The 21,428-nt window shown below is 70.4% G+C and carries 18 protein-coding genes and 3 pseudogenes; 9 read left to right on the top strand and 12 right to left on the bottom strand.

Features of this window, described 5'->3' with window-relative positions:
• Nucleotides 1–156: 156 nt before the first annotated feature.
• Entirely contained in the window at nt 157–1,239 is a 1,083-nt protein-coding gene (locus tag ACI2L1_RS38790; RefSeq protein ID WP_404744146.1) for a S1 family peptidase, read from the bottom strand.
• Between the two features lie 233 nt (nt 1,240–1,472).
• Nucleotides 1,473–2,402, bottom strand: a complete 930-nt coding sequence (locus tag ACI2L1_RS38785; protein ID WP_404744145.1) for a slipin family protein — start codon at nt 2,400–2,402, stop codon at nt 1,473–1,475.
• An 89-nt stretch (nt 2,403–2,491) separates the two neighbouring features.
• Between ACI2L1_RS38785 and ACI2L1_RS38780 the strand changes: the two genes are divergently transcribed.
• Complete coding sequence (locus ACI2L1_RS38780) at nt 2,492–3,388, top strand: alpha/beta fold hydrolase (RefSeq protein ID WP_404744144.1); 897 nt, start codon at nt 2,492–2,494, stop codon at nt 3,386–3,388.
• Nucleotides 3,389–3,455: 67 nt separating this feature from the next.
• Here the strand turns inward: ACI2L1_RS38780 and ACI2L1_RS38775 are convergent, their stop codons facing one another.
• The 4 genes and pseudogenes from ACI2L1_RS38775 to ACI2L1_RS38760 all read right to left on the bottom strand — a co-directional run bounded on the left by ACI2L1_RS38775 (nt 3,456) and on the right by ACI2L1_RS38760 (nt 6,110).
• A complete protein-coding gene (locus tag ACI2L1_RS38775; protein ID WP_404744143.1) occupies nt 3,456–4,364 on the bottom strand; it encodes a S1 family peptidase in 909 nt (302 codons plus the stop codon).
• A gap of 166 nt (nt 4,365–4,530) precedes the next feature.
• Nucleotides 4,531–4,788 (bottom strand): DUF1684 domain-containing protein, encoded by a 258-nt coding sequence (locus ACI2L1_RS38770; RefSeq protein ID WP_404744142.1) that lies wholly within the window; start codon nt 4,786–4,788, stop codon nt 4,531–4,533.
• Nucleotides 4,789–4,796: 8 nt separating this feature from the next.
• Nucleotides 4,797–4,907: pseudogene (locus tag ACI2L1_RS38765) on the bottom strand (FMNH2-dependent monooxygenase); the annotation flags it as partial.
• Between the two features lie 123 nt (nt 4,908–5,030).
• Nucleotides 5,031–6,110 carry a DUF5685 family protein gene (locus ACI2L1_RS38760; protein WP_404744141.1) on the bottom strand — a complete coding sequence of 360 codons (1,080 nt, stop codon included), beginning with the start codon at nt 6,108–6,110 and terminating at the stop codon, nt 5,031–5,033.
• Between the two features lie 289 nt (nt 6,111–6,399).
• Here ACI2L1_RS38760 and ACI2L1_RS38755 point away from each other — a divergent pair, with 289 nt between their 5' ends.
• Nucleotides 6,400–6,840, top strand: a complete 441-nt coding sequence (locus ACI2L1_RS38755; RefSeq protein WP_164428030.1) for a cell division protein SepF — start codon at nt 6,400–6,402, stop codon at nt 6,838–6,840.
• A gap of 36 nt (nt 6,841–6,876) precedes the next feature.
• Here the strand turns inward: ACI2L1_RS38755 and ACI2L1_RS38750 are convergent, their stop codons facing one another.
• On the bottom strand, nt 6,877–8,049 hold the full coding sequence (locus tag ACI2L1_RS38750; protein ID WP_404744140.1) for an acyl-CoA dehydrogenase family protein: 1,173 nt from the start codon (nt 8,047–8,049) through the stop codon (nt 6,877–6,879).
• Between the two features lie 142 nt (nt 8,050–8,191).
• Complete coding sequence (locus ACI2L1_RS38745; protein WP_404744139.1) at nt 8,192–9,793, bottom strand: MFS transporter; 1,602 nt, start codon at nt 9,791–9,793, stop codon at nt 8,192–8,194.
• A gap of 261 nt (nt 9,794–10,054) precedes the next feature.
• On the opposite strand from ACI2L1_RS38745, the gene ACI2L1_RS38740 reads away from it, so the two are divergent.
• Nucleotides 10,055–11,539 (top strand): mannosyltransferase family protein, encoded by a 1,485-nt coding sequence (locus tag ACI2L1_RS38740; protein WP_404744138.1) that lies wholly within the window; start codon nt 10,055–10,057, stop codon nt 11,537–11,539.
• Nucleotides 11,540–11,777: 238 nt separating this feature from the next.
• Nucleotides 11,778–12,806 carry a phosphatase PAP2 family protein gene (locus tag ACI2L1_RS38735; RefSeq protein ID WP_404744137.1) on the top strand — a complete coding sequence of 343 codons (1,029 nt, stop codon included), beginning with the start codon at nt 11,778–11,780 and terminating at the stop codon, nt 12,804–12,806.
• 96 nt (nt 12,807–12,902) lie between these two features.
• On the opposite strand, the gene ACI2L1_RS38730 is transcribed toward ACI2L1_RS38735, so the two are convergent.
• A complete protein-coding gene (locus tag ACI2L1_RS38730) occupies nt 12,903–13,118 on the bottom strand; it encodes an I78 family peptidase inhibitor (RefSeq protein ID WP_404744136.1) in 216 nt (71 codons plus the stop codon).
• A 365-nt stretch (nt 13,119–13,483) separates the two neighbouring features.
• On the opposite strand from ACI2L1_RS38730, the pseudogene ctaD reads away from it, so the two are divergent.
• Nucleotides 13,484–15,010: pseudogene (gene ctaD / locus ACI2L1_RS38725) on the top strand (cytochrome c oxidase subunit I); the annotation flags it as partial.
• 43 nt (nt 15,011–15,053) lie between these two features.
• Here ctaD and ACI2L1_RS38720 read toward each other — a convergent pair.
• Nucleotides 15,054–15,266 (bottom strand): annotated as a pseudogene (locus ACI2L1_RS38720) (DNA-binding transcriptional regulator); the annotation flags it as partial.
• Between the two features lie 10 nt (nt 15,267–15,276).
• On the opposite strand from ACI2L1_RS38720, the gene ACI2L1_RS38715 reads away from it, so the two are divergent.
• Nucleotides 15,277–15,534, top strand: coding sequence for a hypothetical protein (locus tag ACI2L1_RS38715; protein ID WP_404744135.1), 258 nt, complete (start codon nt 15,277–15,279; stop codon nt 15,532–15,534).
• Here ACI2L1_RS38715 and ACI2L1_RS38710 read toward each other — a convergent pair.
• Nucleotides 15,525–16,817 (bottom strand): ABC transporter substrate-binding protein, encoded by a 1,293-nt coding sequence (locus tag ACI2L1_RS38710; protein WP_404744134.1) that lies wholly within the window; start codon nt 16,815–16,817, stop codon nt 15,525–15,527. The two genes, ACI2L1_RS38715 and ACI2L1_RS38710, sit on opposite strands and share 10 nt — an antisense overlap.
• Entirely contained in the window at nt 16,786–17,334 is a 549-nt protein-coding gene (locus ACI2L1_RS38705) for a hypothetical protein (RefSeq protein ID WP_404744133.1), read from the bottom strand. The genes ACI2L1_RS38710 and ACI2L1_RS38705 overlap by 32 nt, the downstream gene beginning before the upstream one ends.
• A 130-nt stretch (nt 17,335–17,464) precedes the next feature.
• On the opposite strand from ACI2L1_RS38705, the gene ACI2L1_RS38700 reads away from it, so the two are divergent.
• From ACI2L1_RS38700 to ACI2L1_RS38690, 3 genes are read left to right on the top strand one after another with little or no spacing between them, the layout of a single operon-like run.
• Nucleotides 17,465–17,941, top strand: a complete 477-nt coding sequence (locus ACI2L1_RS38700) for a hypothetical protein (protein ID WP_404744132.1) — start codon at nt 17,465–17,467, stop codon at nt 17,939–17,941.
• Entirely contained in the window at nt 17,941–20,676 is a 2,736-nt protein-coding gene (locus ACI2L1_RS38695; protein WP_404744131.1) for an ATP-binding cassette domain-containing protein, read from the top strand. Before ACI2L1_RS38700 ends, ACI2L1_RS38695 begins: the two co-directional genes overlap by 1 nt.
• On the top strand, nt 20,673–21,344 hold the full coding sequence (locus tag ACI2L1_RS38690; RefSeq protein ID WP_404744130.1) for an ABC transporter ATP-binding protein: 672 nt from the start codon (nt 20,673–20,675) through the stop codon (nt 21,342–21,344). Before ACI2L1_RS38695 ends, ACI2L1_RS38690 begins: the two co-directional genes overlap by 4 nt.
• Nucleotides 21,345–21,428 lie beyond the last annotated feature (84 nt).

The following is a 21,428-nucleotide window of genomic DNA, read 5'->3' as shown; positions in this document are numbered from 1 at the left end:
CCCGCACGCGCTACACAAACCCCCACCGGAGCCGCACAGGCCGCCGCAGGCATTCAGGGGCGCGGGGAACTGCGCAAAACGCCCGCCCCCACCCAACCCGCACACGCAAAGTCCCGCCCCCTCACAAGGGGCGGGACTCCACACACACCGAACCCGTCAGCCGATCGACGCCCCCGTCGCCGACAGCGCCTCCGTCACCGGCTGGAAGAACGTCTCCCCACCGGAGGTGCAGTCACCGCTGCCACCCGACGTCAGCCCGATCGCGTTGCTGCCGGAGAACAGCGAGCCGCCGCTGTCGCCGGGCTCCGCGCACACATCCGTCTGGATCAGCCCGTTCACGATGTCCCCGTTGCCGTAGTTCACCGTCGCGTCCAGCCCGGTGACCTTCCCGGAGTGCACCTGGGTCGTGGACCCACTACGCGTCACCGACTGCCCGACGGTCGCCGACGCCGCCCCCGTGATCGCCTGCGCGGACCCGTTGTAGAGGTCCACCTCACTCGGGTGATCGACCTCCGACGTGTACTTCACCAGCCCGTAGTCGTTGTCCGGGAAGCTGGACACCTCGTTGGTGCCGATCTCGTTCCCACTGGAGTCCGACCACGTCGAGATGGCCTCGGTGCAGTGCCCGGCGGTGAGGAAGTACGGCTCCCCGCCCTTCACCACGTTGAACCCCAGCGAGCACCGCCCACCGGACCCGCTGATCGCGTCACCACCGGCGATGAAGGGCTTGAACTCCCCCTTGGTGCGCTGCAGTTCAGCCACCGACCCGAGCCCGTCGACCACCTTGGTGAGCTTGGTCCACTCGGCGGAGGAGACCGTACGGTCGGCGGTGACGACGACCTTGTTGGTGGTGGGGTCGGTCACCCAGGACGTCCCCGGGATGGTCGCGTCACTCGACAGCGTCGTACGCGCGCTCTTCAGCTCGGCGAGGGAGTTCGAGACGATTCTCGCCGAGGCCCCGGCCGCCGACACGGTCCGCGCCGCGTCCTCGTCGAGCACATTCACCACGAGGCTCTTGGTCTTCGCGTCGTAGAACGTCCCGGCCGCGTCCGCGCCGAGATCCGCCCCGAGCGTCGAGGCGAGCTTTCCGGCCGCGAGGGCCGAGAGGGTCTTGACTTCGGGCGAAGCCGGCGTCTCGCTGGCGTTCGCAGTCTGCAAGGTGACTCCTGCGGCGACCAGTGCGGCAACACCCGCACCCGCCAAGGCGATCCGTCGCCCGGGTATCCGTCGGTGCTTCAACTCGTGTCCTCCTGTGGGGGGTCGACCCGGGAGGTTGTGGGGACCTCACGGGCCGGAAGGCTGGTTGACCGCCGCCCACTCTTCCGAACCCAACAGGGGGCGCACAAGGTTGACTTCAGGACGCGCGTAGAACGCGGTTACACACCCCCTTGAACTTGACCGTGCACAGTCACACCAGGCGAATTCGCACTGCAAACACTACGAGCGGGTAACCCATCAGCAGCGCGTGAGGTCTAGTCCTGTCCTGAATCCGACCCTTCGGGCGCGGGATCCAGACGAGGTGCAGGAGACGGGAGTTGCTCCTGCACCGGTTGCTGAACAGACGGAGGCGCAACAGACGGAGGCGCAACAGACGGAGGCGCAACAGGAGGCGGCACAACAGCCGGCGGCGCAGCCGCCACCCCGTGCTGCGCCTTCTCCAGGAACCGCAGCAACTCCACCGGAAACGGCAGCACCAGCGTCGAGTTCTTCTCCGCGGCCACCGCCACCACCGTCTGCAGCAACCGCAGTTGCAGCGCGGCAGGCTGCTCGGACATCTCCTTGGCCGCCTCGGCCAGCTTCTTCGACGCCTGGAGCTCCGCGTCCGCGTTGATGACCCGCGCCCGCCGTTCCCGGTCCGCCTCGGCCTGCCGGGCCATGGACCGCTTCATGGTCTCGGGAAGGGAAACGTCCTTGATCTCGACGCGGTCGATCGTGACCCCCCACTCCACGGCCGGGCTGTCGATCATCAACTCCAGCCCCTGGTTGAGCTTTTCGCGGTTGGAGAGCAGATCGTCCAGCTCGCTCTTGCCGATGATGGACCGCAGCGAGGTCTGCGCCATCTGCGCGACCGCGAACCGGTAGTCCTCCACCCGGACGACCGCCTCGGCCGGCGAGGTCACCTTGAAGTAGACGACGGCGTCGACCCGCACCGTGACGTTGTCCCGGGTGATGCCCTCCTGTCCGGGCACCGGCATCGTCACGATCTGCATGTTGACCTTCCGGAGCTTGTCGACGCCCGGAACGATCATCGTGAACCCCGGTCCGCGCACTTCCGGCCGGAGCCTGCCGAGGCGGAAGACCACGCCCCGTTCGTACTGCTTGACGACCCGCGCGGCCGCCATCACGTAGACCGCTCCGGCGGACACGAGTGTCACGCCCGCCGCCACCAGCTCCTCGACCATTGCGGCCCCCAGGGTCCGAACCAGGCGCTCAAGGTGTGTACTTCGACGGTAACTCCGCGATGTACACAAAGGGGAGACGGAGGACACAGGTGGTCCACGGCATACGGACACAGGACGGCCGTCGGCTGACGGTCGAGGAGTACGGCGACCCGGACGGCACGCCGGTGGTACTGCTGCACGACACGCCCGGCTGCCGTCTCCCGGTCGTGTCCCCGGATGTCGCGACCGCCGCGCACCCGCACATCCGGTTCATCTCCTACGACCGTCCCGGCTACGGCGATTCGGACCGTCTGCCGGGACGCCGGGTGGCCGACGCCGCCCGGGACGTGGCGGACCTGGCCGGCGCTCTCGGCCTCGACCGCTTCTCGGTGCTCGGCCACTCCGGCGGCGCCCCGCACGCCCTGGCCTGCGCCGCGCTGCTGCCCACCCGGGTACGGCGGGTGGCGGCACTGGCGTCGCCGGCACCGCCGGACGCGCGGGACCTGAGCTGGTTCGACGGCATGGCCGGCTCCGGTGTCGAGGAGTTCACCCTGGCGCTCACCGACCCGCTGGCCTTCGCCGAACGGCTCACCGCCCGTGCCGCCGACATCCGCCGGGACCCCGCGCAGCTGCTCGTCTCGCTGCGCGACGGGCTCACCGACTCGGACCGGCGGATCGTCTCCGATCCGGCGATGGGCGAGCCGCTGCTGCGCACGTACCGTGAGGCGGTGCGCGGTTCGTCGTACGGCTGGCTCGACGACGACCTCGCCCTGCTGAGCAACTGGGGCTTCGACCCGGCGGCCGTCATCCGGCCCGTCCTGCTGTGGCACGGCGCCAAGGACACCCTCTCGCCGGTCGGACACTTCAAGTGGCTCGCGGACCGCATCCCCCGCGTCCGCCCCGTCCTCCAGCAGGACGTCGGCCACTTCGGGGCCCTGGAGGCCCTGCCGGCCGTACTGGACTGGCTGTGCGCCACCCCGGAAGGGGCCGCGTCCCGACCGCGGTGAGTCCCCGCACGCCAGACGCGTACGGGGACTCACCAGGTGCCGGCTGCGACGAAGACCGTTCCCGGTCCTAGAAGACGCTCACGCCGTACGCGCTCAGCGCCTCGGTGACCGGCTGGAAGAAGGTCGTACCGCCGGAGGTGCAGTTGCCGCTGCCGCCGGAGGTCAGGCCGTAGGCGATGCCGCTGTTGGAGTAGAGCGGGCCGCCGGAGTCGCCGGGCTCGGCGCAGACCGTGGTCTGGATCATGCCGTAGACGATGTCACCGCTGCCGTAGTTGACGGTCGCGTTCAGCGCGGTGACCCGGCCGCTGTGGATGCCGGTGGTGGAACCGCGACGGTAGACGGTGGTGCCCACGCTCGGGGTGGCGGCACTGGTGATGTCGACGCTGCCGACGGTGCCGGAGATCGAGGACGTGGGGTAGCTCGTCGAGTACTTGACGATGCCGTAGTCGTTGGTCGGGAAGCTGGACCCGGCCGTCGCACCGAGCGTGGTCGTGTGACCGGAGTTCGACCACCAGGTGCCCGCGCCGTCGGTGCAGTGACCGGCGGTCAGGAAGTAGTAGGTGCTGCCGCTGCGGACGTTGAAGCCGAGAGAGCAGCGCCAGCTACTCGCATAGATCGCGTCGCCGCCGGAGATCAGCTTGTTGAACTTGCCCGGGGTCCGCTTGATCGTGAGCGCGTCGGCGTTGCTGCCGGCCTGCTGCTTGATCTTGGCGATCTCGGCCTGCGAGACCGTGCTGTCGACGGTGACGACCACACGGTTGGTCTTGCTGTCGACGGCCCAGGCGGTACCCGGGATGTCGGCCTTGAGCACCGAGCTGCTGGCGCTCTTGAGTTCGGCGGTGCTGAACGGGGTCGCAGCGGTCGCGTTCGCACTGGGGATCGCGATCGCTGCCGCGGCCACGAGGCCGGTGGTGCCGGCGATCAGCCGGGTCCGTCTCGCAACGCCACTGCGGGGGGTGGTGCGCTTGATCCTCACGTTTCGTTCCCTCCCAGGGGAAGTCGGGGGCCCGCGTGGGGTCGGGGCCCGTGAGGCGCAGTCCGAGGCCGACACGTCCGGATTGCGGATACGCCGTGCCCCTGACAAGCGCTGAGGGGGAGTATTCGGCCGAAGGGACGGCAGGCGCAAGGGCGCCTTTCGGCCGTCAACCTTTGAAACAGCTTTGCGATCCGGGTGAGCCGGGCGTCTCTCGGAGCAGGACGCGCTCCCCCACGGCGACGGCGACGGCCAGGTTGAAGTCGAGTGTCGTACGGCCTTCCGCGTCCGGCGCGGACGGGTGGAGGAACCGGAACCGGTAACTGCTGTGTCCGCTCGTCGTCTCGCCGAAAACCGCCCACAGCGAGCCGTCCTCCCGCACCGAGACCTTCAGCGTCAGCTCCTGCCCGTCGAGCACGAACGTCACTTCACGGCCTACTGGTTGGCGGGCCCGGCGAGTCCCAGGTGTTCTCGGAGTGTGCTGCCCGGATGGAAAGTGCGGAGCAGTCCGCGGTGCTGGAGCAGCGCCACCGTGCCGTTGACGACTGATCAAGGGCGGCACCTACGGCAGGATCCTGAAGAAGTGGGGCGCGGGGAACTGCGCGTTCAACCCCCACCGGCCCGCACCCGCCCGCACCCGCCCGCACCCGCCCGCACCCGCCGACGATTTCAGCAGTCGCACCCGCAATCGCAACAATCACACCCGTCCCCACAACAGCTGCAGCACTCACAGCAGTCCCCGCAGTCGGCCCCATTGCACGCCCCCTCCCTCCGCTCCCGACTCCACGGGTCCTCGAACGTCCCGCAGCACATCTGACACGTACAGGCCAGCCCCACCCATACCGCACACCCCGCGACCAGCCCCCGCCGCTCTCGCCGGGACGGCGGCTCGGGCGGCGCACTGAACGCCCGCTGCACGGAGTTCCGAAGCTCGTGCACCAGCAACACATGCACCAGCTCCGAGTCGGCGAACTCGACCTCGCGCAAGGCGAGCCGCACCCCGTGCACGGCGTCGTCGGCGAGCCTCCGTGCCTCCCCCAGGGACGTCCCCGTGGCGGTGAGCGGATTCCACGCCCCCGACGCCGCGTCGGCGTCCCTGTCCTCGACGGCATCCAGAAGATGGGCGAGCCGCCCGAACAGCCGCCCCGCCTCGGCAAGCGGGGCGGCATTCCCGGGCCGCCCCGCCAGCACGGCCGTATGCGCGAAAGCGGCCGCCGTCGCGGTCTCGGTCGGCTCGGTGACCGTCAGGATCGGCGTGCCGGGCCCGGCCAGCGCTTCGACACCGAGCTGCCGCTCCACCGCGTCGACCAGCACACCGGTGTCGAACCCGACGTCCAGCCCGGTCCGTTCCCCGGCCCGCCCCCACCCGTCGGCGACCCGCCGCGCCGCGAGCGCCACCGGCCGCCGCGCCAGCATCCCGTCCCCGTCGGCGACATGGTCCCGCACCTTGGCCGAGGCCAGCACCAGCGATACGGCGGCCGCGAGCCGCGCTCCCTCCCCCTGTGCGACGGACGCGGTCCGCATTCCCCGCAACGGACACGGTCCCGCCGTACGCCTTCCGCCGGATTCTCCGTCGGCCTGAGCCTCCGTCAGAACGGATATCAGCAAGCCGTCGTAGTTCGTCACCACCCGGGCGAACTGACCGTGGTCCTTACGGAGAGCGAGACACAGCCCGCACAAATGGGCCATCCACTGGTTCTTGAGGCCTTCTCCCAGCCGATGGCGGCAGGGCCTGACGATTCCGAACATGACGAACCCCCGTGGTCAGTGCGGTGTTGGGCGGCCGCATCGTATCGGTCGGCCGTTCACCCGTACGCCCCGCCCATCACCCATACGCCGTGAAGAATCATATTTCACTCACAGTCAGCAGCCGTATGGGACACGACCCTTGGGGCACCCGGGCTCTCGACGTATTCGCTGTGCACCAGTACCGTCACAAACCCCCCGCGCGGCGGCTATCCCCTTGGCGCGCGATCCGCATCATGGATGACCATAGGGATACAGAAGCAAGAGAAGACCGCTGTGAAAGGAGGCGTCCATGGGATCGGTGCGCAAGGCGAGTGCCTGGCTGGGCCTTGTTGACGACAACGATGACGAGCGTTACTACGACGACGACGGATACTCCGAAGGGACCGAGCCCGGGGATGCCTGGGTCACCGACCCGCGGGTCAAGGTGGCCTCGGACGTCGCCGAGGAGAAGGGCCGCCGGATCGGCACGGTCACCCCGGACAGCTTCCGGGACGCCCGCGCCATCGGCGAACTGTTCCGTGACGGTGTCCCCGTCATCATGAACCTCACCGCGATGGAGGCCGGTGACGCCAAGCGCGTCGTCGACTTCGCGGCCGGGCTGATCTTCGGGCTGCGCGGCTCCATCGAGCGCGTGTCCACCCGGGTGTTCCTGCTGACCCCCGCCAACACGGAGATCGTGAACGGCGATCCGGCGCAGCACCGCACGGACGGCTTCTTCAACCAGAGCTGAGGCAGGGCCGCTCGCCGGCCCTGCCCCCAGCAGGGTCTACCGGAAGGCGTCGAGTCCGGTGAGCGCCTTGCCCAGCACCAGCTGGTGCATCTCGACGGTGCCCTCGTACGTGAGCACCGACTCGAGGTTCGTCGCGTGCCGCATGACGGGGTATTCGAGGGAGATCCCGTTGGCACCGAGGATCGTCCGTGACGTACGGCAGATCTCGATGGCCTCGCGGACGTTGTTGAGCTTGCCGAAGCTGACCTGCTCGGGACGCAGGCGGCCGGCGTCCATGCGCCGCCCCAGATGGTGGGCGAGCAGAATCCCCTTGTGCAGTTCGACCGCCATGTCGGCGAGTTTGGCCTGGGTGAGCTGGAAGCCCCCGATCGGCCGCCCGAACTGCTCCCGCGTCTTCGCGTACTCGACGGCGGTCTCGAAACACGACCGCGCCGCCCCCATCGCCCCCCAGACGATCCCGTACCGGGCATGCGTCAGACAGCCGAGCGGTCCCTTGAGCCCCGCGACCTCCGGCAGCACGGCGTCGGCGGGCAGCCGTACGTCGTCGAGGACGAGCTCGCTCGTGACGCTGGCCCGCAACGACCACTTGTGCTTGATCTCGGGCGCCGAGAAACCGGGCGCGTCGGTCGGCACGACGAATCCGCGGATCCCGTCGTCGGTCTGCGCCCACACCACGGCGACCCCGGCGACCGACCCGTTGGTGATCCACATCTTGCGCCCGTTGAGGACCCAGTCCGTGCCGTCCTTCTTGGCGTACGTCCGCATGCCTGCGGGGTCGGACCCGTGGTCGGGTTCGGTGAGCCCGAAGCAGCCGATGACCTCGCCTGCGGCCATGCGCGGCAGCCAGGTCCGCTTCTGCTCCTCGCTGCCGAACCGGTGGATGGCGTACATGGCGAGGGAGCCCTGCACCGAGACGAGGGACCGGATACCGGAGTCGGCGGCCTCCAGTTCCAGACAGGCGAGCCCGTACTGCACGGCGGAGGCACCGGCACACCCGTACCCGCTGAGCGACATCCCGAGCGCGCCGATCTCCCCGAGCTCACGGGCAAGTTCGCGAATGCCCGGCAGCTCACCCTTCTCGTACCAGTCGGCGACATACGGCAGCACACGGTCGGCGGCCCAGGTCCGCACGGTCTCGCGGATCGCCAGGTCCTCGGGGTCCAGCAGATCGTCGATACCGAGGGGGTCGGCGGGGTCGAACGGGGGCATGGCACATCCTCCGGCGGACGAGCGGCTAACGGCTACGGCTACGGCTAACGGCTCCAGCGGGCGGCACCTCGAAACTAGCACCGCTAATTAAGCTTCCGTGCCCGACGGTACAGCGCGGTGTCCCGCACATCCAGACCGACGCTCAGGCCGAGACCCGCGACTCCGCGACTTCCCTCTGCGCCGGAAGCTCCACGGCCGCCGTGGACTCACCGCACTGCATCGCCCGCGGCAGCCGCAGTGCCATCACCGCGCCCAGCACCAACAACCCCGCACTCACCAGCAAGGTCACATGCAGCCCGTGCACGAAGGAGTCCCGGGCGGCCCTGCGCAGGGCCACGCCCGCGGGACCGCCCAGGTGTCCGGCGACCTCGTAGGCCTCGCCCAGCGAGTGGCCCGCCGCCTTCGACGCCGGTGCCGGAACCCCGGGCACGCCCGAAAGGCCTGGCGCGTACGCCGCGTTCATGACGCTGCCGAGCAGTGCGATCCCGATGCCCGCCCCGAGCTGGTACGAGGTCTCGCCGATCGCCGCGGCCCCGCCCGCCTGCTCCGGCGGTGCCTCGCTGAGCATCGACTCGTACGCCCCGAAGAGCGTCGTCTCCAGACCGAAGCCGAGCAGGATGAACCCGAACAGCAGCAGCCCGGTGTTGTCGGCGTCGCCCATCGCGGTCAGCAGCAGGACGGCCACGGCCGTGAGGCAGAACCCTGCGCTGACCATCCGGCGCGGCCCGAACCGACGCAGCAGTCGCGCTCCGGCAAGACCCGCCGCCATCGCGGCGATCGTCAGCGGAAGCAGCCGTAGGCCGGTCTCCAGCGGGGACAGGTCGAGGACCAGCTGGAGATACTGCGCGGCGATCAGTTCGAGGCCCACCAGGGCGAGCATCGCCAGCACGATGCAGCCGACCGAGGTGCTGAACGCCGGTCGCGCGAACATGCGCAGGTCCACCAGAGGATGGGTGAGCCGCCGCTGCCGCCGTACGAAGAGGACGAGCAGTGCTCCGCCCACGACCAGCGGCACCACGGTGAACGCGTCGAACTCACCGCCGCCGAGCCGCTTCACACCCAGCACGAGAGCGAACAGCCCGGCGGCCGCCGTCAGCGCGCCGACGAGGTCCCAGGGGCCCGTTTCGCCGCCCTTCGACTCGGGCAGCAGCAGACGGCCCACCGGCAGGCTGACCAGCATCAACGGGATGTTGACGAGGAAGACCGACCCCCACCAGAAGTGTTCGATGAGGAAACCTCCGAGCAGCGGCCCGACCGCAGCGCCGACCGCCGCGACCGCGCTCCAGATGCCGATCGCGAGCGCCCGCTCTCGCCGGTCGGGGAAGACCTGGCGGAGGATCGAGAGGGTCGCGGGCATGATCATCGCGCCGCCGACGCCGAGCAGGGCCCGCGCGAGGATCAGCACCTGGGCGCTGTCGGCGAGGGCGGCGGCCGCGGACGCGACGCCGAAAAGGCCGTAGCCGAGGAGGAGGATCCTCCTGCGGCCCACGCGGTCGCCGAGCGTGCCGAAGAGGATCAGCAGCGAGGCGCAGACGAGCGGGTAGACGTCGACGATCCAGAGCAGTTCTATCGCGCCGGGCTTGAGGTCCTCGGTGACGGCGGGCACCGCCACGTGCAGCACTGTCGCGTCGAGGGCGACCAAGAGCAGGCTCACGCAGAGGACGACGAGGACGACCCAGCGGTTTGCACCGGCCCCGGCCGCCCGACGGCGCAGCGCTGCGGCGGCCGTGGTCGTCCCGGACATGTACGTACCTCCCAGATGTTCCCTCGCGTTCGGCGGGTACATGGGGTGGGGACTCCCCATGATCTCGGCCGGAGAGGAGCGGTGTCTCCGGCCCGCGCAGCGAACGGCGGGTGACACGTCAGCGTACGCGAGTTCGCGCGAAGGCCCAGTGGCGGACCTCTCAGACTTCGGACAGAACACGTGTGGCGTACACCACTCTCCTCACCTGCTTCCACGCCCCGGCGGGCATGCCCGCTCGGCGCGCGGTCGATAATCGGGCCCGTGACCGATCTTGGAACGCGCCCCGAACCGGCCCTGCGCCGAGCCGCCCCGGCGCTGCTCGGCTACGCGGCCGTACGGGCCCTGGGCCTTCTCACGCTGGCCCTGTGGAGCGCGGCGCGCGACAAGAGCGCGTACACCCTGCTGACGGCCCGCTGGGACGCGCTCTGGTACACGAGGGTCGCCGAGCTCGGTTACGGCTACGAGGTACGGCTGCCGAACGGCGACGTGCACTCGAACCTGGCGTTCTTCCCGCTCCTGCCCTGGCTGGAGCGGCTGCTGTCCGCGGTGACCTCGCTGTCGTACGCCGACGCGGGCTTCGTCGTCTCCTTGCTCGCCTCGCTCGCCGCGGCCTGGGGTGTCTTCGCGGTGACGGATCACGTGTACGGCCGCCGCGCCGGCGTCTGCGCGGTCCTGCTGTGGGCCGTCCTGCCGGTCGGCATCGTCCAGTCGATGGCGTACAGCGAGTCGCTGTTCACGGCACTGGCGGCCTGGTCCCTGTACGCGGTCCTGACCGACCGCTGGGTGACGGCGGGGCTTCTGGCATCCCTGGCGGGTCTGACCCGGCCGGTGGGGCTGGCGGTGGCGGCGGCGGTGCTGGTGGCCGGGTCGATCGCGTTCGCACGGGACCGGCGGCGCGCGAGCACGGCCGACGGCGACGACCGGAACCACGTCTCATCAGGGGCGACCACACCCGCACGAGAACCGGCCCCACACCGGGCCACATCGCCCGACCACACGCCGGGCCTGACCGCGGACGCGAGCACGCCCACCGACCAAACACCGGAATCCGACACCGACCCGCCCCACCAAGCCCCGGGCACGCCACCGGCCGCACGAGACCCGCGTGCCCCTGACTCCACCTCTTTCGGGTCGGACCGGAGCACGTCACGGCCGGACGGCGCCCTCACCGCCGAACACGCTCCCCCCACCGCGACACCGTCCGCCACCCAGCGGACACCGTCCCCGACACGCGTTCCGGCAAGCCTCCCCCTCCGCCGCGCCCTCGGCATGGCCGTCGCCCCCCTCGGCACCGCCGCCTACGTCCTGTGGGTCGGTCACCGCACCGGCGAAGGCCCCCTCGGTTACCTGGACGTCCAGGCCGGCTGGCGGAACGGGTTCGACGGCGGGTACGCCTTCGCCCGTTTCGTCGGCGACAAGTTCACGTCGTTCCCGTCGGCCCTGGCCGGCGTCGGACTGATCGTCGGTGTCGGGCTCGTCATCCGGCTGTACGTCACCTGTGTGCGGCAGGCCCAGCCGCTGCCCCTCCTGGTGTACGCGGGGGTCGTCACGGCGCTCGCCCTGTGCGCGTCGAGCTACTTCGGCTCGAAACCACGCCTGCTGATGCCCGCTTTCCCCCTGTTGCTCCCCCTCGCCCTGGCCCTCGCCCGCGCACGTACCCGCAGGTCAGCCATGATCGTGGCCTCGATCGCCACCGTGTCCGCCCTGTACGGCGCCTTCTGGCTGAACGGCTCGGGTCCGCCGTGATCGGCTGCGGAGCGTCGATGAGCACCCGGAGAATTCCGCCCCATGATTCGGTGAACGAATTCATAAGGGCCATAAAACCGCAACCCGGAATGATCAAAGGAATTGAAGGACGCAGCCACCCGCCTTTGCGGAATCCCTGGAAATAAACCCCCATCTGAGAGGAATCCCACATCACATCGTCATCACAAAGCCGCTGATTCGACAGGGAACAGAGCTCACTCGCTGTAACGTCGATTGAGTGCGTACCGAACGAAACCCCACCCGTCTGGACCGGGTGTTCGCCAGGCTGGACCGTGAGCCGGAACGGCCGGCCCACCTCAGCGTGCCGAGGGCGAGCCGACACCGGACCGCCCTGGTGTTCGCCGCCCTGGCCTTCTACCTGGCCATCGTCTGGCTGGTGGTGACCACGTCGTGGCTGGTCCGCCTCGACTGGCAGGTCATGTTCTTCCGGCCGTACCAGCAGTGGGCCTCGATCCACTGGTTCGTCGACTACTACGTGGTGCTGGGCCAGCGCGGTCCCACCGCGGTGATGGTCGCGGCGTGGCTGGGCTGGCGTTCCTGGCGGCAGCACACCGTGCGCCCGCTGCTGACCCTGGGCGCCTCGCTGCTGCTGCTGAACATCACGGTCGGCGCCGCCAAGTACGGCATGGGACGGCTCGGACCGCACTACGCGACCGTCATCGGCTCCAACGAGATGGGTATGGGCGGCGATATATTTCCCAGCGGCCACACCGCCAACGCCGTGGTGACCTGGGGAATCCTGGCGTATCTGGCCTCCACTCCGAGGGCCCGCCGCTGGCTGTCCGCGATCTCCGCGGTGACCTCCCTCGGCGTCGGCATGGCCACCGTCTACCTCGGTACACACTGGCTGAGCGACGTTCTGCTGGGCTGGGTCGCGGGGCTGCTGATCCTGCTCGGGCTCCCCTGGTTCGAGCCCCTGATCGCCCGCACCGAGGCCTACGCCTTCGACCTGCGCGACCGCTGGCGGGCCCGCGGCGGCACGAAGGCCCCGGCTCCGGTCACCCCCGTCACGGCGCCCGCGCCCGCCCGGCTCAAGCCCCTCACCGCCCCGCAGAACGAGACGGCGGCCCGCGAGGCCACCACACCGGCCCACGGCACCAGGTCGCCTGTCTTCCTGGCCCAGGGCCCGCACACAAGCCGTTCGGAGCGCACCCCGGTCACCCCGCTCGGCAGCCGCCGCCCACCCCAGACGGACCGCATCGCGCGCGGCCCCTCTTCGGCCACCCGGCCGCTGACGGGCGGCTGACCAGCACGGACCAGGGGCCCGGTACGCACAACCACCCCGCACGAAGGCCCCGGTTCCGGGAACGGAACCGGGGCCTTCGTCCTCGTACGACGATGCTCAGCCCTTCCAGGCCCGTGCCACGCGGCCGTCCTTCACCTCGAAGTTCAGCCGGCCCGCGCGGTACTCCATCGTGATGATCGCTCCCGGCGGCAGCGACCGGACCGTCGACCAGCCCCGCTCGCGCGCGGTCCGCTCGGCGGCGGCGGAGTCGAGGCCGACGTAGGTGTCGGGGCTGTCCTGGGGTTCGGCGGGCGGTGTGGGAATGGGTGCCATACGGCCACGCTAGGCCCTGCCCGGCGGCCACGGAAGTCCGGACCCCGCACCCCTCCTGTCACGCTTCTGTCACAGGATCACGGCATGCGTTTCCCTCGCGCTCTGTCACACGGACGAGCGTTTCCCTAGCCCTTCCGCGGGTATTCGAACGCAATTCCCGCGTGTCGCACCGCTTCACCGAAAGGCCCGCGAGAAGGCTTGTCCGAGAACCGTCGCGGGCCCCTTTGTCCGCCGATTCCTGACGGGCAGCGGAAGCTGGCACCGCATAAAAAATACACGGTTCCGGCACAGAACCCCCTTACGCCCCCTGTCGCCGCGCACGACGGCGCGAGCATCATGGCGTGAGCCGAGCGAAGGGGCGAGCGATGGGGACGCAGACCGTGCACGCGACGGCACGACCCGTGCGGACCAAGGGGCACGGGCGGGTGGTCGTCGACTGGCTGACCACCACCGACCACAAGAAGATCGGTCACCTCTATCTGATCACGTCGTTCGTGTTCTTCCTGGTCGGTGGCGTCATGGCCCTGCTGATGCGGGCCGAACTCGCCCGGCCGGGACTGCAGATCATGGACAACCAGCAGTACAACCAGTTGTTCACGATGCACGGCACGATCATGCTGCTGCTGTTCGCCACCCCGAGCTTCGCGGGCTTCGCCAACGAGCTGATGCCGCTCCAGATCGGCTCCCCGGACGTGGCCTTCCCCCGGCTGAACATGCTGTCGTACTGGTTCTTCCTGTTCGGCGGTCTGGTCGTGATGGGGTCGCTGCTCGTGCCGTCCGGCCCGGCCGCCTACGGCTGGTTCGCCTACGCGCCCCTCAACAGCGCCCAGCACTCGCCCGGCGTGGGCCCCGACCTGTGGATCATGGGCCTGGCACTGGCCGGCTTCGGCACGATCCTCGGCGCGGTCAACTTCATCACCACGATCATCGGGATGCGTGCGCCCGGTATGACGATGTTCCGGATGCCGATCTTCACCTGGAACACCCTGTTCACGTCGATCCTGATCCTGATGGCGTTCCCGGTGCTGGCGGCCGCGCTGCTGGTCCTTGAGGCGGACCGGCGGTTCGGCTCGCAGGTCTTCGAGGCGGGCAACGGCGGGGCGCTGCTGTGGCAGCACCTGTTCTGGTTCTTCGGGCATCCCGAGGTGTACATCATCGCGCTGCCGTTCTTCGGCATCATCACGGAGATCATCCCGGTCTTCAGCCGCAAGCCGATCTTCGGCTATCTGACACTGGTGGCGGCCACCATGGCGATCACCGGTCTGTCGATTGTGGTGTGGGCGCATCACATGTTCGTCACCGGCGCGGTGTTGCTGCCGTTCTTCTCGTTCATGAGTTTCCTGATCGCGGTGCCGACCGGTGTGAAGTTCTTCAACTGGACCGGCACCATGATCAAGGGCTCGCTCTCCTTCGAGACGCCGATGCTGTGGGCGACGGGCTTCCTGGTGACGTTCCTGTTCGGCGGCCTGACCGGGGTGCTGCTGGCGTCGCCGCCGCTGGACTTCCATGTCTCCGACACCTACTTCGTCGTGGCGCACTTCCACTACGTCGTCTTCGGCACGGTCGTCTTCGCGATCTTCGGCGGACTGTACTTCTGGTGGCCCAAGTTCACCGGGAAGATGCTCGACGAGCGGCTCGGCAAGATCCAGTTCTGGACGCTGTTCGTCGGCTTCCACACCACGTTCCTGGTGCAGCACTGGCTTGGCGCGGAGGGCATGCCCCGCCGGTACGCCGACTATCTGGCCGCGGACGGCTTCACCGCCCTCAACACGGTCTCGACGATCGGCGCGTTCCTGCTCGGCGCCTCGACGCTGCCGTTCCTCTACAACGTCTGGAAGACCGCCAAGTACGGCGTGAAGGTCGACACCGACGACCCCTGGGGCTTCGGCCGCTCCCTGGAGTGGGCGACCTCCTGCCCGCCGCCCCGGCACAACTTCACGACACTGCCCCGGATCCGCTCGGAGGCCCCGGCGTTCGACCTGCACCATCCGGAGTACGCGGCCCAGGCTCCGCAGCCCGAGCCAAAGAGCGAGCAAGCCGGCCGTGAGCGGTCCTGATCGCCTCGATCAGCCCGTCCGGCTCCAGCACCTCGAACTCGAAGCCGGTCAGCATCACATGGATCACCATCACGTCGAGGCCCGATGCCCCGGCGGCCCGCATGTACTACGAGAACAGTCATGTGCCGGACTGGTTCCCGACCTCGACCTCGGGCGTGCCGACCGCGGTGGCGAACTTCGGCGAGGACGTGGTGATCCGCCGCTGGGCCGAGCAGGCCAACACCGTCGTGCGCTGGACGGAGGTCGACCGCGGCGGCCACTTCGCGCCCTGGAGGTCCCCGAGCTGCTGGCAGGCGACGTCAGCAAGTTCTTCGGCCCACTGCCGTGACGGACATCGGCACACGGTGGCTCACTGCTGATAGGGCAGTTGCGGAACATCGAAGCAGGTGCGGTCCATGTCGCCCTGGGAGACCCAGCCCCGGCCGTCCTCCCAGCGAGCCACCGACAGACAGGTCCGGCGCGATTCCGGCGGCTCGGCCAGGCGCTCGAAGCTGACGGGGACGAGGAGCCCGTCGGCGGTGTAACCCTGGCTGCGGTTCATGTAGGCGTCGACACACGCGCGCGTGACGCCTTGTGCCGCACATGACTTCGCCGCGTCCGTGAACCACATCGCGGCCGCCCAGCCCTCCAGCTGCCACTGGGAGTGCGTCTTCAGGCCCTTCGTGGCGTCCCTGAACTTGCGTACGGCGGCGTCGCCGGTGTCCTCGTAGTTGCGGCTGGATCCGGTCGCCCACAGGGCGTTGCGGCAGTGAGGGGCGTCCTTGTAGTCGTCGGCGACGGTCGACGTCCAGTTCTGCACGTTGGTGACCTTGGCGGTGACCTCGACGCCGGCCGCGTCCATCGCCTCGCACAGCTGGGCGTTGCCATGGCCGTCGACGGCGTCGAAGACCAGGTCGGCGCCCTGCTCCTTGAGGTCGGCCGCCACGGCACGGAAGTTGGGCAGTGCGAAGTCGACCTGCTCGGTGACGACCTTGTAGCCCTCGGCCTTCAGTCCCTGTTCGACGAGGCGGGCGTATGCGGCGGACGCGGCCTGGTTGTAGGACACGACGGCGGCCGTACGGGCCCCGTGCTCGCGCTTGAAGTAGCGGTAGACCTCGGTGCCGCCGTACTGCTTCCCGCCCCAGCCGGTGGTGCCGTCGCGGGGCGCGAGACTGCCGTAGACACCGTAGAGGTGCGGCCAGGTGTCGTAGGCGGCCCCGATGGGCTGGCCGCCGATGTCGGGCACGCGCGCGCGGGAGACGCGGGAGGCTCCGGCGTAGTCGAGGGCGGTGGTCGCGACCAGGGCGATCACCTTGTCCTCGTCGATCAGCCGGTGCACACAGGTGTTGTTGCCGACCCCGCTGCCGCCGTCGTCGCACTCGCGCACCTCGACCCGGCGGCCGTCGACGCCCCCGCGCGCGTTGAGGCGCTCGAAGTACGCCTTGGCGCCGTCGCGCGGGCCGGTGAAGGTGCTGCCGCCGACCGGGCTGGTGGCGCTGGTGATGATGCCGACGCGGATCGGGGTGCCGTCCTGGGCGGGGGCCGACCGCTCCCGGTGCTCGAAGTCGCTCTCCGGCAGCCGGCTGCCGCATGCCGTGATCACCGCGAGCAGCAGAACTGCGGCGGCGGCCTCAGCAGCCCGGCAGCGCCGACGCCGTGGCATTGCCGCTCAACTGGACCAGCGCGCACAGGGTGTTGACCGAAACCTTCCAGGTGCCGTCCTGTTCGACCGCCGTCCCGGAGGCATCGGGCAGGGCGGTGGCCCCGTTCAGCAGCAGTGTGTACGTCACGGTCGCCTCGGTCGGTTTCGTGAACTCGACCTTGGTGACCTGGGCCTTCACCTGCCCGCCGCGCTGGTCGCCGCTGAAGGCCTGGAGCACCGGACCCATCTGCTCGCCGTTCTCCAGAATGGCCTGCTTGTCCTTCGTCGGGGTCTTCGGGTCGAAGAACTTCTGCCAGTTCTCCTTGATCTCCTTCTCGGCCGCCGCGCGGTCGGCGGGCCCGCTCGGGGAGGGGCTCGGCGACTGCGTGGTCTGTTCCACCGTGGGCGTCGGGGGCGCGCTCTCACTGCCGCCACCGCTGTCGTCGCTGCACGCCGTGAGGGCCGCGGCGAGGGCGAACACCACCGCCACCAGCCCTCGGCTGCCGTTCCCCCACTTGCGGTCGCTCCCGAGAACCATCTGGCTCACCACCGGGTGTCGGTCCGGGCCAAGTGCGCCCGGTGCTTTCAGGGTCAGCTTCCAGAAGGCATAGTGCAAGCGAATGGCGGACTTGCACAGCGGTCAGGGACGCGACATGTGGGAGCCAGAGATGCGGACAGCCCGACTGCGGACCGTGCACCCCGTCCTCTGGGCCGGCTGGGCCGCGCTCGCCACGGGCGCGGTGCTGTGCGTCCTGGGCTGGTACGGCGTCTCGGGCGAGCGCTACGCCGAGCGGCAGCTGCCCTACCTCGCATCGTGCACGGTGCCCGGCGCGGCGCTGATCATCGCCGGGGCGGTGCTTCTCACCCACGGCCGGGGCGCGCTCGCCGCCGCCCGCGTGGAGGAGCTGTACGGCCTCCTGGTCGCCGCGGAGCCCGCAGGGGCCGAGGAGTCCGGTACGGCGGCCACAGCGCCCCTGGCGGTCAGCAGGGACCTGCTGATGGTGCCCGGGGGCACGCTCTGGCACCGCGCGGACTGTCCGCTGGTCGCCGGGAAGGTGGAGTCGGTCCCGGTGGACGCCAAGCTCCTGGCGAGCGGCGAGCTGGGCCCCTGCCCGATCTGCGAACCCGTCGAGGAAACCGACTGATGTCCTCGCTGACCTACGACCTCACCCTCGCCGGGCTTTCGGTCGGCAGCGCGGCCGCGCTCACCGGAATCGGCCTGATCGTGACGTACCGCGCGACCGGGGTGCTGAACTTCGCGCACGGGGCGATCGCGATGGTGTGCGCGTACGTACTGCGGCAGTGCGTGGTGGAGTGGGGCTGGCCGCTGTGGCTCTCGGCGGCCGTGACCCTGGGGCTCCTGGCCCCTGGCCTCGGCGTCGTGCTGGAGCGTTTCGTCTTCCGGCCCCTGTCCGTCCTCGGCGGTGATCCGGCGCAGACCCTGGTCGCCTCCATCGGCGTCTTCGTGCTGCTGGTGGGCGGGGCCGCACTGCTGTGGGGCCAGGGCGCCCGGGACGACGCGCCGGAACTGGTGTCGGCGGACCCGTGGGGACAGCTGGCGGTCGTCCTGGTCCTGGCCGCGGGAGTCGGCGCGATGACCCACTGGACGCGCTTCGGACGGGAACTGCGGGCTGTGGTGGACGACCGGCGGCTCGCCGTGCTCGGTGGCATCGACGCGGACCGGGTGGCGGCCGCGGGCTGGGCGTTCGGGTCGTTCACGGCGGGCCTGACGGGGGTGCTCCTGGCTCCGTACGTCCGTCTGGACCCGTACGGCCTCCCGCTGCTCGTCATGGAGGTGGTCGCGGTCGCGGTGGCCGCGCGGATGCGCAGCCTGCCGGTGGCGGTGGTGACGGCGCTGGCCGTCGGAGTGGCCCAGAGCCAGCTGACGAGGCTGCACCCGTCCGGCTGGGCCGAGCCCCTGCTCCAGGCGGTCGGCGCGAACCTCTTCGTCGTGGCCCTGCTGATCGCGGCCCTGGCCCTCCCTCGCATCGGTACCCGGGACGTGCTCCCCCGCACGGCCACCGCGCGCGTGCCGACGCCTCCGGGCGCGTGGATCGTGGCGGCGGTCCTGTTCCTGCTCCCTCTGGGATTCGCGGGCTCGGACCTGCACACATCGGTGCAAGTTCCTGCCCTGGGCGTAGTGCTGCTCTCCCTGGTGGTGGTGACGGGCAGGGGCGGCCAGATCTCCCTGGGGCAGGCGGCGTACGCGGGCCTGGGAGCCCTCTTCACGGCCCTCCTCGCGTCAGGCCGCTTCCCTGGCCTGCCCCGCCTGCCGGAACTGGCCGCGCTGGCGGTGGCGGTGGTCCTGGTGGCCCCCCTTGGCCTGCTGACCGGGTGGCCGGCGATCACCCGCCAAGGCCTGGCGCTGGCCCTGGCGACCTTCGCGGTCGGCGTCGGAGTGAGCCGCTTCGTCTTCGCCCAGCCGTACGCCACCTCGGGCCTGTCCCTGGACCGCCCCGGCGGCTTCGAGGGCGACCGGGCGTACTACGTCCTGGAGTTGGCCCTCCTGACGCTCGCCCTTCTGACAACCCACGCCCTGCGCAGAGGCCGCACGGGCAGGGCCCTGGCCGCCCTGCGCGACCACGAGTCGGGGGCGTCGGCGGCAGGCGTCCAGGTCCCCTCCCTGAAGCTCCTGGCCTTCGTCGCGGGCGCCGCCCTGGCCGCCCTGGGCGGCGGAATGCTCGGCATGGGCCTCCGCGCCTTCGACCCCACCGCCTACGACCCGGTCCGCGGCCTGTTGTGGTTCGCTGCGGTGGTGGTCCTGGGCGCCGACAGCACCCTGGGCGCCCTGACCGCGGCAGCCCTCCTGGTCGGCCTGGACGCGGGGGCACGGGGCGGGGTGGCAGCGGCACTTATCGGCGTACTGGCGGTGCTGGTCGGACGCTTCCCCGGTGGCCCGTACGAAGCGGTACGAAGGCTGCGGCCACGGCGAAGGGCGGGGTTGACGGCGACGGGTCTCGGGGTACGGCGACGCCTGCGGTCGGCGATACGGGCCAGTTTCCCCGCCGCAACGGCGAGCACCCCGACGGCGGATCACGGCGGTGCCGAAGCCACCGCACCCCGCCCAGGGCCCCCCACCCCGCAAGCCGCCGGCGGCGCCCCACCCCCACCAGGGCCACCCGCACCCGACCACGAAACCCGCACGGGTGGCGCGGGTGGGAACACAGGCCCGGCCGCAGGCCGGGCAATCCTCACCACCCACAACCTCCAGGCCCGCTACGACGGCTTCACCGCCCTCGACGGAGTCGACCTCACCGTCCCACCCGGCCGGATCACCGCGATCATCGGCCCCAACGGTGCCGGAAAGAGCACCCTGTTCCACTGCCTGGCCGGAACAATCCAACCCTCACAAGGCCAAGTCCGATACGGCCCCCGCGACATCACCCACCTGTCCCCCCACACCCGCACCCGCCTCGGCATCGCCCGCACCTTCCAGCAACTGGCCGTCTTCCCGACCCTGACCGTGGCCGAAAACGTCCAGGTGGGCGCCGAACAGGGCCACATCAAGGACCCCACCGCAGTGCACCGCGCACTGAGACTCCTGCACCTCGACGGCCCCCTGCGGAACGCCCCCGCCGCCGACCTCCCCACCGGCACCCTCCGCCGGATCGAACTCGCCAGAGCCCTCGCCGGCACCCCGAGCGTCCTCCTCCTCGACGAACCCGCCGCCGGCCTCGACACCGCGGAGGTGACCGCCCTGGCCCGCATCCTCAAGGCCCTGGCAGCGGACGGCACCGCCCTCCTGGTCGTCGAGCACGACCTGGACCTGGTCGCCGACCTCGCGGACGTCGTGCACGTCATGACCGCGGGCCGCATCATCGCCTCTGGCCCCCCGGCCCACGTGCTGGACACCCTCGACGCCCGGGAGACCGCCGTATGACACCGAAGTCGGCCACGAAGACGACCCTCTCCCTACGCCACGCACGCGTGCGCTACGGCCCCTTGGAGGCCTTGCACGGCATCACCCTCACCGCCCCGGGCCCCGGCCTCACCGTCCTGCTGGGCCGCAACGGCTCCGGCCGTACCACAACTCTGCGCGCCCTGGCCGGAACAGTGCCGCTCACCGACGGCAGTGTGGTGTGGGACGGCATCGACGTGACCCGCATGCCGGCGTACGAGCGGGCCCGCCGCGGTCTGTGCCTGGTGCCCGAACGCCAGGCGGTGTTCGGCTCGCTCACCGTCCGCGAGAACCTCGAACTGGCCGCACCCGCCCACGACGTGGCCCTGGACGCCTACCCGCAGCTGGCCCGTCTGCTCCTCCGCCGTGCCGGAACCCTCTCCGGCGGCGAGCAACGCATGCTCGCGATCTCCCGAGCCCTCCTGGCACGCGCGCGCGTGGTCCTCGTCGACGAACCCGCACAGGGCATGTCCGCCGCGGTCGCGGCCCGCACCTACGAACTCCTGGCCGCGCTGGACGCGTGCGTGGTCGTGGCCGAGCAGCGGCTGCCACCCGCGCTGCACGGCCGGACGGCGATCGTGTACGAACTGCGGCGCGGCACGGTCCTGTTCAGCGGTGAGGCGGCCGAACTGCGGTCGGCGCGAGCCTGACCACCCCCACCCCCACCCCCACCCGCGCCCAGGGGCCCCGCCCGGTCGGAAGACCGGACGGGGCCCCGTGCCCGTGACAGGGGG

The organism is Streptomyces sp. NPDC019531 (genome assembly GCF_044903305.1).
In the GTDB taxonomy this organism is placed as follows: Bacteria; Actinomycetota; Actinomycetes; order Streptomycetales; family Streptomycetaceae; genus Streptomyces.
This window is presented reverse-complemented; position numbering and strand designations above follow the sequence as displayed.